The organism is Altererythrobacter sp. H2, assembly GCF_035319885.1.
Taxonomy (GTDB): domain Bacteria; phylum Pseudomonadota; class Alphaproteobacteria; order Sphingomonadales; family Sphingomonadaceae; genus 34-65-8.
On the sequence record NZ_CP141285.1, the window covers coordinates 231,194 to 245,439 of the forward strand.

Below are 14,246 nucleotides of genomic sequence, written 5' to 3' on the forward strand. Positions count from 1 at the left end.
CCTGCCTTGTTGGGTTGGATCAGAACTGCACGCGCTGGGTGAACCCGCCATCGACCACCACGTTGGAGCCGGTCATGTAGGGCACTGCCGGGCTGGCGACGAAGACGATCGCTTTCGCCACTTCCTCGTCATTGCCGAAGCGGCCCATCGGCATCTTGGCCAGGGTCGCGTCAAACAGCGGCTTCATGTGCTCCTCGATCACTTCCCAGTTGCCGCCCTTGTAGTAGATGGCGCCGGGGCTGACCGTGTTCACGCGGATGCCCTTGCCGGCATAGGCCTGGGAAAGCTGCGAGGCATAAGTGATCAGCGCCGCCTTCATGGCGTTGAACGGGTTGGGGCCGATAAAGGTCTCAAGCGCCGCTGTGGACGACATCATCACGATCGAGCCTGTGTCGGATTTCTCCAGATGCGGGGTCAGTGCCTCCACGCCCAGCGCCGCGCCGAGAATGTCCATGTCAAGGCAGGCCTGCCAGTCACCGGTGCCGCCTGTGCCCGAGGACGATGCGGTGTGGATGAAGATATCGCACCCGCCCAGTTCCTGCGCCGCCTTTTCCAGCCACGCCTTGTAGGCATCGCCGCCCGAAGCCATGTCGAACACTTCGGCAAACACCTTGCCCTGCCCGGCGGCATCGATCGCGGCCTTGGCCGCCTCGATCTTGTCTTCCTTGCGGCTGAAGAAGGCGACATCGGCACCCTCGGCGGCAAACAGCTTGAGCGAAGCCAGACCCAGCCCGTGCGCCCCGCCGTTCATGATGACTTTCTTGCCCTTGAGCCCCAGATCCATGGCGCAATTCTCCCTTATGCGTGAAAGGGTAGCACTATCGGAGCGGCGGCCTGCCGGTAATGGTCAAAAATGTGGGGATGGACGTTGCGTTTCGCTCACGCGGAGGGGTTTCGACCGAAATGCATCCATTGGATGGCTTTCGCGTGGCCGAAACTGGTGCTGCTGGGGAGGATTGAACTCCCGACCTCACCCTTACCAAGGGTGCGCTCTACCACTGAGCTACAGCAGCCCGCTCGCGAAGTGGCGCGCCTATCGTTGTGCAGGGGCGCAATGTCAAGCCGCGCATGCGCAGGAGAGCCTCTTTGCAGTGCTGCCGCTTCGCGACTTGAGCGCGGATGCGATTATCGGCAAGGCATTCGGGATGGGTGACCCGACCAGCAAGAAGCTCTCGCGTGAGGACCGACTCGCCGCCAAGCTGCGCGAAAACCTGCGGCGCCGAAAGGCTCAGGCCCGGGGCCTCGCGCCCGCCATCGATTCCGAATCGGGCGAAAGCGGGCTTCCCAAACCCGGCGACGCGGGCTAACCCGCCGTGCTCCCGACCCAACCGGAGCTGCCCCACGTGCCTACCCTGATCCTCGTCCGCCATGGCCAGAGCCAGTGGAACCTCGAAAACCGCTTCACCGGCTGGTGGGATGTCGACCTGACCGAGAAAGGCGTGGCCGAGGCCATCGCAGCGGGTGAGCTGCTGGCGCACAAGGGCATTCTCCCGACCCGTGCCTTCACCTCGCTCCAGACCCGCGCGATCAAGACCCTCAACCTGGCGCTGGAAGCCTGCGGGCGGCTGTGGATCCCGGTCACCAAGGACTGGCGCCTGAACGAGCGGCATTATGGCGGCCTGACCGGGCTCGACAAGCAGGAGACGCGCGAGCAGCACGGCGAGGAGCAGGTCCACGTCTGGCGCCGCAGTTTCGATGTGCCGCCCCCAGCGATGGAGCCGGGCAGCACCTTCGATCTCGCCGCCGATCCGCGCTACGCCGGCATTGACGTGCCGCAGACCGAAAGCCTGAAACTCACCATCGAGCGGGTACTGCCTTACTGGGAAGCGGACATCCTGCCGGTGCTGGCCAGCGGTGAGACCGTGATCATTTCCGCCCATGGCAACAGCCTGCGCGCACTGGTCAAGCACCTCTCCGGCATTTCCGATGAAGACATCACCGATCTGGAGATCCCGACCGGACAGCCGATTGTCTACGAGTTCGATGCCAAGATGCAGCCGGGCGAACGGCGCTACCTGAAGGACCTGTAAGATGAGCCAGGGGGGGGCAAAGGTCGCCGCGAAAGTCGCCATCGTGATGGGCAGCCAGTCCGACTGGCCGACCATGCGCTGTGCGGCCCAGGCACTTGACGAGCTGGGCGTGGCCTATGACGCACAGATCGTCTCGGCCCACCGCACGCCGGACCGGATGTTCCAGTTTGCCCGCAGCGCCGAATCAGAAGGTTTCCGGATCATCATCGCCGGGGCGGGGGGCGCAGCGCACCTGCCCGGGATGATTGCCGCGCTCACCCACCTGCCGGTGCTGGGTGTACCCGTGCAGTCAAAGGCATTGTCAGGGCAGGACAGCCTGCTGTCGATCGTGCAGATGCCCGCAGGGGTGCCCACCGCGACTTTTGCCATCGGCGAGCCGGGCGCAACCAATGCCGGCCTGTTCGCCGCCGCGATCCTCGCCCTGGAAGACGAAAGCCTGTCACAGCGGCTGCAGGCCTGGCGCAATGCCCGGCGTGATGCAGTAACCGAGCGGCCGCAGGACTGATGCGAGCGAAGAATGCTTAAGCCCGGGAGCACCATCGGCATCCTCGGCGGCGGCCAGCTCGGCCGGATGCTGGCGATGGCCGCCGCGCAGCTGGGCTACCGCTGCATTGCCTATGCGCCGGAAAAAGACCCGGTTGCGGGCGATGTCTGCGCCGACCTGTTCACCAATGACTGGCACGATGCCAAGGCGATGGCCGCCTTCGCCCAGAAGTGCGACGTCATCACCTGGGAGTTCGAGAATGTCCCGGTCGAACCGCTCGCCCCGCTGACCCAGCGCCTGGCACCGCACCCGCGCGCGCTGGAAACCGCGCAGGACCGGGTGCTGGAGAAGCGTTTCGTCGAGAACCTCGGCGGGCGGCCTGCACCGTGGAAAGCGGTCGACGATCGGGGTGACCTGATGGAAGCGATCGAGCGGATCGGCACCCCCGGCATCCTCAAGACCCGGCGCGACGGCTACGACGGCAAGGGCCAGTGGCGCATGGCCTCGGCCCGCGATGCGGAGGGCTTCAACCGCACGGGCACCCCGCTGGTCTATGAAGGGCTGGTTGCGTTCGAGGCGGAATTCTCGGTCATCCTGGTGCGCGGCAAGGACGGTGCGGTGCGATACTGGGACAGCCCGCACAATGTCCACGAGAGCGGCATCCTGGCCCGCTCCAGCTTGCCCGCTCCGGCGGTGGTGACCGAGCAGGTCGAATCCGCCCGCGCATTGGCGAAGCAGGTTGCCGATGCGCTCGACTATGTCGGGGTTCTGACGTGCGAGTTCTTCGCCACGAGACAGGGCCCGGTGTTCAACGAAATGGCCCCGCGGGTGCACAATTCGGGCCACTGGACCATTGAAGGTGCGGCCACCAGCCAGTTCGAGAACCACATCCGCGCGATCTGCGGCCTGCCGCTGGGCGACACTGCGACCACCGGCAGCGCCGTCGCGATGGAGAACATTATCGGCAAGGCGGCGGCCAAGGCGCACGCGTTCCTGGCCGACCCGGACGCGCACCTGCACCTATACGGCAAGGCCACCGCGCGCGAAGGGCGCAAGATGGGCCATGTGACGCGGGTCACCCACGGCTGATGACGGCTGCAGTCCGCCCCGGCCTGTTCCTGATCATGGCCCGCGCCGCCAACGGGGTGATTGGGGCGGGCGGCGCGATGCCCTGGCATCTGCCGGCCGACCTGAAGCGGTTCAAGGCCCTCACCATCGGCAAACCCATGATCATGGGCCGCAAGACTTTCGACAGTCTTCCGGGCCTGCTTCCGGGCCGCCGCCATATAGTGCTGACCCGGCAGCAGGGATGGCAGGCCGAGGGGGCGGAGGTTGCCCGCAGTGCCGATGACGCTCTCGCGCTCACCGGACCGGGCGAGATCGCGGTGATCGGCGGGGCGGAGGTCTATCGCCTGTTCCTGCCGCTGGCCGAACGGATCGAGCTGACCCAGCTTGACGCAGAACATGCAGGCGATGCCATGATCGACCCGCCGGGCGCCGACTGGACCGAAGCGGCGCGCGAGGAACACGAGGGCTTCGCATTCCTGACGTATCTCCGCGCGGGCGCCGCCACATGAGGTTCCTCGACCACCGCGAGCCGCTGCCCGAACCCCTGCGCGGGGCGATTGTCGCGCTCGGCAATTTTGACGGGTTCCACCTCGGCCACCAGGCGGTGGCGGGGGAGGCGATTGCCTGGGCGCGGGCCGAGGGCCGCCCGGCCATCGTCGCCACCTTCGATCCCCATCCGGTACGCTTCTTCCGCCCGGAGATCGCGCCGTTCCGCCTGACCACGCTGGAGCAGCGGCAGGAGCTTTACCTCGCCGCCGGGGCCACCGCGATGCTGGTATTCCACTTCGACGCCGCGCTCGCTGGGACCACAGCGGAACAATTCGTGCGCGGCATCCTCGGTGAGCATCTCGGCGCGGCGGGGGTCGTGACCGGCGAGGATTTCACCTTCGGCAAGGGGCGCGGCGGCAGTGTGAGCGTGCTGCGCGAAATCGGCGCGGAAATCGGCATGGCCACCCGCACGGTCGGCCCGGTCATGGACGCGGGCGTGCCGGTGTCCTCCAGCCGGGTGCGCGATGCCCTGCGCGCCGGAGATCCGCAGGAAGCGGCGCGGCTGCTCACCCGCCCTTTCGCCATTCGCGGCGTGGTGGAGCATGGCGACAAGCGCGGCCGCACTATCGGCTATCCCACCGCCAACCTCGCGATCGAGAACTACCTGCGCCCGCGTTACGGCATCTACGCGGTGACAGGCCGGGTGCTGGCGAGCGGCGAAGTGCTGCAAGGCGCGGCCAATATCGGCGTACGCCCGCAGTTCTCACCGCCCAAGGAACTGCTCGAACCGCACTTCTTCGATTTTGCGGGTGACCTCTACGGGCAGGAAATCGAGATCGCCTTCCATCACTTCCTGCGCCCTGAGGCGAAGTTCGACAGCCTCGAGGCGCTGATCGCGCAGATGGACAAGGATTGCGCGGAGGCGCGGCGGCTTCTAAGCGCGCCGGAGCCATGACCGAACAAACCAAGCGCGATTACCGCGACACCGTCTTCCTGCCGAAGACCGAGTTTCCGATGAAGGCCGGCCTTCCGCAGAAGGAGCCGGGCATGGCCGCGCGCTGGGAGGCCGAAGGGCTCTACCGCCAGCTGCGCGAGAGCCGCGCCGGGCGCGAGAGCTTCATCCTCCACGATGGCCCGCCCTACGCCAATGGCGACATGCACATCGGCCACGCGCTCAACCACGTGCTGAAGGACATGGTCTGCCGCACGCAGAACCTGCTGGGCAAGGACGCGCCTTACGTACCCGGATGGGATTGCCACGGGCTCCCCATCGAATGGAAGGTCGAGGAAGCCTACCGCAAGGCGAAGAAGGCCAAACCCGTGCTCAGCGGCGCAGGCCGCGACGAGGCGGAGGTCAAGGCGTTCCGCGACGAATGCCGCGCCTATGCGCAGGGCTGGGTCGACACCCAGCGCGAACAATTGAAGCGGCTAGGCATCATGGGCGACTGGGACAATCCCTACCTCACCATGCAGAAGGACAGCGAGGCGATCATCGTCGCCGAACTGCTCAAGCTGGCCGAAGCGGGCACGCTCTATCGCGGGGCCAAGCCGGTGATGTGGAGCCCGGTCGAAGAAACCGCGCTGGCCGAGGCGGAGGTTGAGTACGAGGACATCACCTCCACCCAGATCGACGTGGCGTTCGAGATTGTTGAGTCGCCGATCCCCGAGCTGGTCGGCGCGCACGCGGTGATCTGGACGACGACGCCGTGGACGATCCCGGTGAACCAGGCTTTGGCCTATGGGCCGGAGGTCGAGTACAGGCTGATCCAATGGCAGGGGCGCAACCTCCTAGTTGCCGACAAGCTCGTCGCAGATGTTTGGCAAAGGTTAAGGGGGTGGCGAACTTTTAGCACCGTGTCCGACGAAAATGGGCCGATCCTCGAAGTCATCGAGTATAATGATTCACCACCATTGGCCATGGGCCCAAAGATCAAAGGCGCCGACCTCGCCGGCACCCTCGCCCGCCACCCGATGCACCACCTCGGCGGGTTCTACGCCACCCCTCGTCCGCTGCTCCCCGGCGATTTCGTCACCACCGACAGCGGCACCGGCCTTGTCCACATGGCGCCCGATCACGGCGAGGACGACTTCGAGCTGTGCAAGGCACACGGCATCGAACCGGTGTTCGCGGTCCGCAACGACGGGCGTTACCGCGATGACTGGGCCTGGCTCGGCGGAGCCGACGAACGGCGCATGTCGGTCATCAACCCCAAGTTCAACGCGCCCGACGGCCCGATCTGTTCGGACCTGCGCGAGGCCGGCGCGCTGCTTGCGGCGAGCGCGGATTATCAGCACTCCTACCCGCATTCGTGGCGCTCCAAGGCCAAGGTGATCTTCCGCTGCACTCCGCAGTGGTTCGTGCCGATGGACCGCCCGCTCACCCACCTGCCTGCCAAGACCCCGGCGGAAAAGGCATGGGAAGGCGAAGGCGGCCGGGTCGACCCGGCGGATGAAACCCCGTGCGCCTCCCCCACCTTGCGCGAAGCGGCGCTGGCCGAAATCGAGCGGGTCCGCTTCTTCCCGGAAAAGGGCCGCAACCGGATCGGCTCCATGGTCGCCGGGCGGCCGGACTGGGTGCTGAGCCGCCAGCGCGCCTGGGGTGTGCCGATCACCTTGTTCGTGCGGCCTGACGGCACCTATCTCAACGATCCGGCAGTCAACGCCCGCATTGTCGCGGCGGTGCGGGACGAGGGCATGGACGCCTGGAACAGCGCCAACAAGGGCCCGTTCCTCGGACCCGACCACAACCCCGACCAGTTCGAGATGGTAACCGACATTCTCGACGTGTGGTTCGATTCGGGCACCACCCATGCCTTCGTGCTGGAAAGCGGCCGCTGGCCCGCGCTGCGCTGGCCGGCCGACCTCTACCTCGAAGGCAGCGACCAGCATCGTGGCTGGTTCCAGTCGAGCCTGCTGGAATCCTGCGCCACCCGCGGCCGCGCGCCCTATGACCAGGTGCTGACCCACGGCTTCACCATGGCCAGCGACGGGCGCAAGATGTCCAAGAGCCTCGGCAACACCATCGACCCGATCAAGGTGATGGAGAACTACGGCGCGGACATTATCCGGCTGTGGGCGCTGTCGGTCGACTTCACCGAGGATCACCGGATCGGCGATGAAATCCTCAAAGGGGTGGGCGACCAGTATCGCAAGCTGCGCAACACGTTCCGCTACCTGCTCGGCGCGCTCGACGGGTTCAGCGAAGCGGAGCGGGTGGCGGTGGAGGCCATGCCGGAGCTGGAGTGGTACGTGCTCCACATGCTAAAGATCGTCGATGGCCACCTCCGCGTCGCCGCTACTGAATACGACTTCAACACCTATGTCCGCACGCTGAGCGACTTCTGCAACGAGGACCTCTCCGCGTTCTTCTTCGATATCCGCAAGGACTGCCTCTATTGCGACGCGGCGGATGATCCCAAGCGGATGGCCTACCGCACCGTGCTCGATACGCTGTTCCACGCGCTGGTGCGCTACGCCGCGCCGGTGCTGGTGTTCACGGCGGAGGAAGTGTGGGGCACGCGCTATCCCGACGGCGGGAGCGTGCACCTGCTGGAATGGCCCGACCTGCCTGAAGTAGGTACCAATTCCAAATTGATGAAAGCATGGCAGGCCCTGCGCAACTTGCGCCAACAAGTGACCGAGGCAATCGAGCCCTATCGCCGTGACAAGACGATCCGTTCGGGCCTTGAGGCGCTTGTGACTGTGCCGGGTGACGCGGTGCCCGGAGGGATAAACGACGCCGCGCTGGCCGAACTGTTCATCACCGCGACAGTCGCGCGCGGGCAAGGATCCGTGGTGATCGTCACCCCCACCACCGACCCCAAATGCGGCCGCTGCTGGCGTCATCTTCCCGAAGTGGCGGAAGACGGAGCTTTGTGCCATCGTTGCGACACGGTGGTTTCCGGCACGGGAGAGACGGCATGAGCGTTATCTGGCGCAACCGGGTAATCGGGCTGCTGTTCGCGGTTGCGCTCTACGTGGTCGACCAGCTGCTCAAGAGCCATGTGGTCGATACGCTGGGCATGAAGCTGGGCGATAGCCGGGAAATCGTCTCGTTCTTCAATTTCACCCTGACGCACAATTACGGCATCTCACTGGGCATGTTCCAGGCGACGTCGATGGAGATGCGCTGGATCCTGGTGGCGGTGACCGGGCTGATTGCCCTGGTCGTGCTGGTGTGGATGCTGCGGGAGCAGGTGCTGGGCGATATCCTGGGCCTGTCGCTGATCCTCGGCGGGGCGCTCGGCAACATCCATGACCGCTATAATCTGGGCTATGTGGTCGACTATGCCGACCTCCACTTCGGCGACTTCCGGCCCTTCCTGATCTTCAACGTGGCGGACGCGGCAATCACCATCGGCGTGGTGATTATCCTTGCCCGTTCCTTCCTTGTGCGCGAAAAAGCGCCCAATCCTGACGAACAACCGGCCGGAAAGGCCGCGGAGAATGGTACCCATGCGTAAGATCAGTACCCTCATCCTTCTCGCCGGCGGCAGCGCCATGCTGGCTGCCTGTGGCAGCAGCGGCGGCATTCTCGGCCGTGACCGGCCCGATGAATTCGCCGTGCAGCGCCAGGCCCCGCTGGTGGTCCCGCCTGATTTCAACCTCGTTCCCCCCGCCCCCGGCGCCCCGCGCCCGGCCGAAGGCACGGCAGCCGAGCAGACGCTCGATGCCCTGTTCGGCGGCCCGGCCCCGCGCAGCGCGATCGAAACCAGCGCGCTCGACCGTGCCGGTGCCCCGGAAGCCGGCATCCGCACCACGGTGGGCGATCCCGGCACCAACACGGTTGCCAAGGGCTCGATCACCCGCGACATCGTCGCTGCACCTGAAGGCGACGGCCAGTTCGCACAGGCCGTGATCCCTGGCTGATGTGAGGCAGGCGCATCCGCGCCTGTGCCTCCCCTCTGGTCCGGCCCCGCAGTCCAGTCGCAGAAGATTTCGCGGCAGGGCGCGCAGGCCGGATCACATGCTCGGACGAAATCAGCCCGCTTCGCTGGAGACGAGCAATTTATCGATCTTGCGCCCGTCCATGTCGACCACCTCGAAACGCCAGCCCTGGTCGATGAAGTACTCGCCTTCTTCAGGCAGATTGCGCAGCACCGCCAGGACATAGCCGGCCACGGTGCCGAATTCGCGGCCTTCGCCGTAATCGAGCCCCAGCCGGTCAGCCAGCGCATCGGCGCTCATCGCACCCGAAACCAGCAGCGATCCATCCTCGCGCTCGACAATCTCCGGCTCATCACCCGGGTCCTGGTCGCTGGCAAACTGGCCGACAATCGCCGTCATCAGGTCGACCGGCGTGACCAGCCCGTCAAGGTGGCCATATTCGTCATGAACCATGGCCATGGCAATCTCGGACTGCTGCAGCACGCGCAGGGCATCCATCGCGTCAAGCTGGTCAGGGACAACTTCCGCCCTGCGCATGAGTGCGGCCAGCTCGATCGGGCGACCGGCCAGCAATTGCACCAGCACTTCGCGTACCCTGACAACGCCCAGAACCTTGTCAGGCGAACCGTCGGCGACGGGGAGCAGCGAATGGGGGCTCTGCGCAATGGCGGCACGGATCGCCGCTTCGTCAGCTCCGATGTCGAGCCAGTCAATCTCGCGCCGCGGGGTCATCAGCTCGCGCACCGGGCGCTCGGCCAGTCTGACCACGCCGGTCAGGATCTGGCTCTGCTCCTTCTCGATCACGCCGGAGCGGGTCGCATCGGCAAAGATCATCTGCAGCTCTTCCGCCGTCACGCTCGATTCGCCTGCCGCACGGATCCGCATCAGCCGCATGAGCAGGCTGGACGAGGTGTCGAGCAGCCAGACGAGCGGAGCCGCAATGCGGGCCAGCCAAGCCATCGGCAGGGCCATCACTGTCGCGATCGGCACCGCGTTGCGCAGCGCAATCTGCTTGGGAACGAGTTCGCCTACCACCAGGCTGGCGTAAGTCGTCAGGGCAATCACCAGGGCAAAGCCTGCCTCGGCCGACCATTTCAGCGGCACCCCCAGCGCAGCGAGCCGCTCGCCCACCGGACCGCCCAGGCTTGCCCCGGAATAAGCCCCCGCAATGATGCCGACGAGAGTGATCCCGATCTGGACAGTTGAAAGGAACTTGCCCGGATCATTGGCCAGGGACAGAGCGGTGGTCGCCGCTCGGCTACCGCGCGCGGCCTTGCCTTGCAGCTGGGCGGTCTTGGCGGAAACGATCGCGAGCTCGGACATGGCGAACACGCCATTGGTCACGATCAGGCCCGCGATGATCAGCAGGTCGGTCCATGGAAAGGGTGTCACCTTCTCACCCCTAGCATATATTTCGTTCCGCACCAGTGTGCTGGGAACAAGCAGCGAGCCGGAGGATTGTTTCGAACAGCTGGCGTTAATGTGGTGCGGACGATATCGCCACGGGGTTTGCCGGGTCTCACGGTAGCCACTCCGTCAAAAAAGAAAATTGAGGAAGGGACTGAATTATGAACACATCCAAGAGTTTTGTTGCCGGATTGGCAGCGATTTCACTGGTCACCGTTTCAGGCTGCGTGACCGATCCGAACACGGGCGAACAGAAGATCTCCCGCACCGCGATCGGCGGGGTCGGCGGTGCTGCCGCAGGCGCTCTTCTGGGCGGTCTGATTGGCGGGAAGACCGGCCGGATCATCGGCGCGGTGGGTGGCGGCGCAGTGGGCGGCGTCGTCGGATACCGGATGGACCAGCAGATCAGGGAACTGCGCGAACAGACCGCCGGCTCGGGCGTAGATGTGTCGGAAGTCGATGGCGCAATCCTGGTCAACCTGCCTGACGGCGTCACTTTCGCCACCGGCAGCTCGGCCATTACCCCGGGCTTCCAGCGGCTGCTCGACAATGTCGCCGCAAGCCTGGTGCAGTATCCGAACAGCCTGGTCGATGTGTACGGCCACACTGACACGGTCGGCTCGACCAGCTCGAACCAGACATTGTCGGAAAGGCGCGCACAGGCCGTGTCGAACTATCTCGTCTCGCGCGGGGTCAACTCGGCCCGGATCCGCTGGGCCGGATTCGGCGAAACACAGCTCAAGGTTCCGACTGGCGACAACGTCAATGAGCCGATGAACCGCCGGGTCGAAGTCAAGATCATCCCTCTGACTCAGGCAGAGATTGACGCGGCGCGCTGATCAGCGCCGTTCAGCAAGCTCCCAGCGAGCGGAAGAGGGGTCGGTCGCGCCAGCGGTCGGCCCCTCCTCTTTTTTTGGTACCCGGCCCGGTCAGATTGTTCGCGGTGCGAGGACCGTCGCGCGCTCTGCCAGATGCGCCACCGCATCCCCGTGGATAGCGGGCGCGCTGACCAGCAGCCCGAAAGCGCGGGGATCACGCTTGTTGTAATTGAGAGGCGCGCCAAACGCGTCGGTTACCGCCGCGCCAGCTTCGCGCGCGATCAGGGCCGCAGCGGCAATGTCCCACTCGTATCCCCAGCGCAGCGTGGCGACGAGGTCGGCCCGGTCATCGGCCACCATGGCAATCCGCAGTGCAATCGAATTGGGTTTATCGACCAGGGTCAGCACCCGGTCCACTTTGGCGAGCGAATCGGCCGGGACCCGTGCTCCTGCGAACCCGGGACGGCGTGAGGCGGACAGCGCCGAGCCATTCAGCCAGGCGCCCTGTCCGGCTATGCCGAGCCAGCTTTCGCTGCGGGCTGGCGCTTCGAGCATGCCGATCAACGGACGTCCGGCGCTGATGAGGGCAACCGAGACAGCCCAGCCGCTCTTGCCCTTCAGGAAATCGCGGGTGCCGTCGATCGGATCGACCAGCCAGATCAGGCCCCGCTCCAGCCGTTCCGGCGCGTCCACGGTCTCCTCAGAAAGCCAGCCGGCAGAGGGCAGCAGGCGGCCCAGTTCGCGTTTGAGGAAGGCGTCAACTGCCAGGTCGGCTGCGCAAACCGGGCTGCCGGGCTCTTTTTCCCAGCTCTCTACCGTATTGCCCGCACCCGGCCAGGCGTCATAGGCGATCCGGCCCGCTTCGCGGACAATCTGGCCGAGCTGCTGGTGATCAATCATGCCTTCATGCAATTGCTAGCCAAAGGCACACTTTTCAAGCGGGGCAATCCATGCTTATGCCGCGCCGCAACACTTGTCCCCACCCACGAAGCGGAAATTGCCTCTCATGAACATCCACGAATACCAGGCCAAGGAACTGCTCGCGAAATACGGCATCGCCATCCCGGCCGGCCACGCTGCGCTGAGCGTTGAGGAAGCCGTCGCAGGGGCGAAGCAACTTCCCGGACCGCTCTATGTGGTCAAGGCGCAGATTCATGCCGGCGGACGCGGCAAGGGCAAGTTCAAGGAACTGGGCGCGGATGCCAAGGGCGGTGTGCGCCTGGCCAAGAGCCTCGAGGAAGTCGAAGCCAACGCGAAAGAAATGCTCGGCAATACGCTCGTCACCATTCAGACGGGCGATGCCGGCAAACAGGTCAACCGCCTCTACGTGACCGACGGGGTCGACATCGCGAAGGAATACTACCTTTCGCTACTGGTTGATCGCGCCACCGGCCGGGTCGCTTTCGTCGTCTCGACCGAAGGCGGGATGGACATCGAAGCAGTCGCGCACGACACGCCGGAGAAGATCACCACCTTCACCGTCGATCCGGCGCAGGGCTTCCAGCCGCATCATGGCCGCGCGGTCGCATTCGCCCTCAAGCTCAAGGGCGATCTCAACAAGCAGGCTCAGGTCCTGGCGCGGCAGCTCTATGATGCATTTATCGCCACCGACTGCTCGATGCTCGAAATCAACCCGCTGGTGGAAAGCGACGACGGCAGGCTGCTGGTGCTGGACGCCAAGATGAGCTTCGATTCGAACGCCCTCTACCGCCACAAGGACATCGAAGCGCTGCGCGACGAGACCGAGGAAGACCCGGCGGAAGTCGAAGCGAGCGAATACGATCTCGCCTACATCAAGCTCGACGGAAATATCGGCTGCATGGTCAACGGCGCAGGCCTGGCCATGGCGACGATGGACATCATCAAGCTGAATGGCGCGTTCCCGGCGAACTTCCTCGACGTGGGCGGCGGTGCCACCACCGAAAAGGTGACCGCAGCGTTCAAGATCATTCTGAAAGATCCCGCGGTCGAGGGCATCCTGGTCAACATCTTCGGCGGGATCATGAAGTGCGACGTCATCGCAAACGGCATCGTGCAGGCGGCTAAGGACGTGAACCTGCAGGTTCCGCTGGTGGTCCGACTTGAGGGCACCAACGTCAACGAAGGCAAGGCCATTCTCGACAATTCGGGCCTCGCCATCGTCAGCGCCGACGATCTGGGCGATGCCGCCCGCAAGATCGTGGCCGAAGTGAAGAAGGCGGCCTGAGCCACAGGCCGCCATGGAAACCCCGGTGGATGTGTTGACGTTTACGGAAACGTCAGCTAGTCCAGCAAGATTGAATTTCTCGAGAGGAAGGACATTCCCATGAAAATCCTCGTCCCCGTCAAGCGGGTGATCGATTACAACGTCAAGCCGCGCGTCAAGGCGGATGGCACGGGTGTTGACCTGGCCAACGTCAAGATGAGCATGAACCCGTTCGACGAGATCGCCGTCGAAGAAGCGATCCGCCTGAAGGAAAAGGGCGCAGCGACCGAGATCGTGGTGGTCAGCATCGGCCCGGCCAAGGCGCAGGAAACACTCCGCACTGCGCTCGCCATGGGCGCGGACCGGGCGATCCTTGTCGAGAGCGAGGACGAGGTCGAGCCGCTCGCCGTGGCCAAGATCCTCAAGGCCATCGCCGATGAGGAAGCGCCGGGCCTCATCATCCTTGGCAAGCAGTCGATCAGCGACGATTCGAACCAGACCGGGCAGATGCTCGCCGCGCTGATGGGTCGCCCGCAGGGCACCTTTGCCAACACGGTCGAAGTCGATGGCGATCACGTGACTGTGAAGCGCGAGATCGACGGCGGCCTGGAGACGGTCAAGCTGGCCATGCCCGCGATCGTCACCACCGACCTGCGCCTGAACGAGCCGCGCTATGCCTCGCTGCCGAACATCATGAAAGCCAAGCAGAAGCCGCTCGCGAACAAGACCCCGGCTGATTACGGCGTCGACACCGCGCCGCGGCTCAAGACGCTGACCGTCACCGAACCTCCGGTCCGCAGCGCCGGGATCAAGGTCGCTGACGTCGATGAACTGGTCGCCAAGATCAAGGCGCTCGGCATCGCCTGAGCCACGCAGAT

General features: G+C 65.1%; 15 protein-coding genes and 1 tRNA gene. 12 read left to right on the plus strand and 4 right to left on the minus strand.

Annotated elements, in window-relative coordinates:
- Window positions 1-19: 19 nt before the first annotated feature.
- Together U4960_RS01130 and U4960_RS01135 are read right to left on the minus strand one after the other, a co-directional pair.
- Window positions 20-784, minus strand: coding sequence for an SDR family NAD(P)-dependent oxidoreductase (locus U4960_RS01130; RefSeq protein WP_324261780.1), 765 nt, complete (start codon window positions 782-784; stop codon window positions 20-22).
- 154 nt (window positions 785-938) lie between these two features.
- A tRNA-Thr gene (locus U4960_RS01135) sits at window positions 939-1,013 on the minus strand.
- 78 nt (window positions 1,014-1,091) lie between these two features.
- Between U4960_RS01135 and U4960_RS01140 the strand changes: the two genes are divergently transcribed.
- From U4960_RS01140 to U4960_RS01180, 9 genes are read left to right on the plus strand one after another with little or no spacing between them, the layout of a single operon-like run.
- Entirely contained in the window at window positions 1,092-1,307 is a 216-nt protein-coding gene (locus U4960_RS01140) for a hypothetical protein (RefSeq protein ID WP_324261781.1), read from the plus strand.
- Window positions 1,308-1,343: 36 nt separating this feature from the next.
- Window positions 1,344-2,030, plus strand: a complete 687-nt coding sequence (gpmA, locus tag U4960_RS01145) for a 2,3-diphosphoglycerate-dependent phosphoglycerate mutase (protein WP_324261782.1) — start codon at window positions 1,344-1,346, stop codon at window positions 2,028-2,030.
- Window position 2,031: 1 nt separating this feature from the next.
- The gene (gene purE, locus U4960_RS01150; protein WP_324261783.1) at window positions 2,032-2,535 is read left to right on the plus strand and encodes a 5-(carboxyamino)imidazole ribonucleotide mutase; all 504 of its coding nucleotides are present in this window, start codon (window positions 2,032-2,034) and stop codon (window positions 2,533-2,535) included.
- A 12-nt stretch (window positions 2,536-2,547) separates the two neighbouring features.
- A complete protein-coding gene (locus U4960_RS01155; RefSeq protein ID WP_324261784.1) occupies window positions 2,548-3,603 on the plus strand; it encodes a 5-(carboxyamino)imidazole ribonucleotide synthase in 1,056 nt (351 codons plus the stop codon).
- The gene (locus U4960_RS01160; RefSeq protein ID WP_324261785.1) at window positions 3,603-4,091 is read left to right on the plus strand and encodes a dihydrofolate reductase; all 489 of its coding nucleotides are present in this window, start codon (window positions 3,603-3,605) and stop codon (window positions 4,089-4,091) included. The genes U4960_RS01155 and U4960_RS01160 overlap by 1 nt, the downstream gene beginning before the upstream one ends.
- Window positions 4,088-5,026 (plus strand): bifunctional riboflavin kinase/FAD synthetase, encoded by a 939-nt coding sequence (locus U4960_RS01165; RefSeq protein ID WP_324261786.1) that lies wholly within the window; start codon window positions 4,088-4,090, stop codon window positions 5,024-5,026. The genes U4960_RS01160 and U4960_RS01165 overlap by 4 nt, the downstream gene beginning before the upstream one ends.
- Window positions 5,023-7,995, plus strand: coding sequence for an isoleucine--tRNA ligase (gene ileS, locus U4960_RS01170; RefSeq protein ID WP_324261787.1), 2,973 nt, complete (start codon window positions 5,023-5,025; stop codon window positions 7,993-7,995). The genes U4960_RS01165 and ileS overlap by 4 nt, the downstream gene beginning before the upstream one ends.
- Window positions 7,992-8,534, plus strand: a complete 543-nt coding sequence (lspA, locus tag U4960_RS01175) for a signal peptidase II (RefSeq protein WP_324261788.1) — start codon at window positions 7,992-7,994, stop codon at window positions 8,532-8,534. Before ileS ends, lspA begins: the two co-directional genes overlap by 4 nt.
- Window positions 8,527-8,940: a DUF3035 domain-containing protein gene (locus U4960_RS01180; RefSeq protein ID WP_324261789.1), complete on the plus strand. Its 414-nt coding sequence runs from the start codon at window positions 8,527-8,529 to the stop codon at window positions 8,938-8,940. The genes lspA and U4960_RS01180 overlap by 8 nt, the downstream gene beginning before the upstream one ends.
- Before the next feature lie 111 nt (window positions 8,941-9,051).
- Here the strand turns inward: U4960_RS01180 and U4960_RS01185 are convergent, their stop codons facing one another.
- A complete protein-coding gene (locus U4960_RS01185; RefSeq protein ID WP_324261790.1) occupies window positions 9,052-10,350 on the minus strand; it encodes a hemolysin family protein in 1,299 nt (432 codons plus the stop codon).
- 176 nt (window positions 10,351-10,526) lie between these two features.
- Here U4960_RS01185 and U4960_RS01190 point away from each other — a divergent pair, with 176 nt between their 5' ends.
- Window positions 10,527-11,204, plus strand: coding sequence for an OmpA family protein (locus U4960_RS01190; RefSeq protein ID WP_324261791.1), 678 nt, complete (start codon window positions 10,527-10,529; stop codon window positions 11,202-11,204).
- A gap of 90 nt (window positions 11,205-11,294) precedes the next feature.
- Here U4960_RS01190 and U4960_RS01195 read toward each other — a convergent pair whose 3' ends face one another.
- Window positions 11,295-12,083, minus strand: coding sequence for a 3'(2'),5'-bisphosphate nucleotidase CysQ (locus U4960_RS01195; protein ID WP_324261792.1), 789 nt, complete (start codon window positions 12,081-12,083; stop codon window positions 11,295-11,297).
- A gap of 106 nt (window positions 12,084-12,189) precedes the next feature.
- Between U4960_RS01195 and sucC the strand changes: the two genes are divergently transcribed.
- Window positions 12,190-13,389, plus strand: a complete 1,200-nt coding sequence (gene sucC / locus U4960_RS01200) for an ADP-forming succinate--CoA ligase subunit beta (protein ID WP_324261793.1) — start codon at window positions 12,190-12,192, stop codon at window positions 13,387-13,389.
- Between the two features lie 99 nt (window positions 13,390-13,488).
- A complete protein-coding gene (locus tag U4960_RS01205; RefSeq protein WP_324261794.1) occupies window positions 13,489-14,235 on the plus strand; it encodes an electron transfer flavoprotein subunit beta/FixA family protein in 747 nt (248 codons plus the stop codon).
- Window positions 14,236-14,246 lie beyond the last annotated feature (11 nt).

Coding starts and splice junctions, on each gene's coding strand:
- U4960_RS01155 (WP_324261784.1), top strand. CDS start 2,548: ATGCTTAAGCCCGGGAGCACCATCGGCATCCTCGGCGGCGGCCAGCTC.
- U4960_RS01205 (WP_324261794.1), top strand. CDS start 13,489: ATGAAAATCCTCGTCCCCGTCAAGCGGGTGATCGATTACAACGTCAAG.
- lspA (WP_324261788.1), top strand. CDS start 7,992: ATGAGCGTTATCTGGCGCAACCGGGTAATCGGGCTGCTGTTCGCGGTT.
- U4960_RS01130 (WP_324261780.1), bottom strand. CDS start 784: ATGGATCTGGGGCTCAAGGGCAAGAAAGTCATCATGAACGGCGGGGCG.
- ileS (WP_324261787.1), top strand. CDS start 5,023: ATGACCGAACAAACCAAGCGCGATTACCGCGACACCGTCTTCCTGCCG.
- U4960_RS01165 (WP_324261786.1), top strand. CDS start 4,088: ATGAGGTTCCTCGACCACCGCGAGCCGCTGCCCGAACCCCTGCGCGGG.
- purE (WP_324261783.1), top strand. CDS start 2,032: ATGAGCCAGGGGGGGGCAAAGGTCGCCGCGAAAGTCGCCATCGTGATG.
- U4960_RS01160 (WP_324261785.1), top strand. CDS start 3,603: ATGACGGCTGCAGTCCGCCCCGGCCTGTTCCTGATCATGGCCCGCGCC.
- sucC (WP_324261793.1), top strand. CDS start 12,190: ATGAACATCCACGAATACCAGGCCAAGGAACTGCTCGCGAAATACGGC.
- U4960_RS01190 (WP_324261791.1), top strand. CDS start 10,527: ATGAACACATCCAAGAGTTTTGTTGCCGGATTGGCAGCGATTTCACTG.
- U4960_RS01180 (WP_324261789.1), top strand. CDS start 8,527: ATGCGTAAGATCAGTACCCTCATCCTTCTCGCCGGCGGCAGCGCCATG.
- U4960_RS01195 (WP_324261792.1), bottom strand. CDS start 12,083: ATGATTGATCACCAGCAGCTCGGCCAGATTGTCCGCGAAGCGGGCCGG.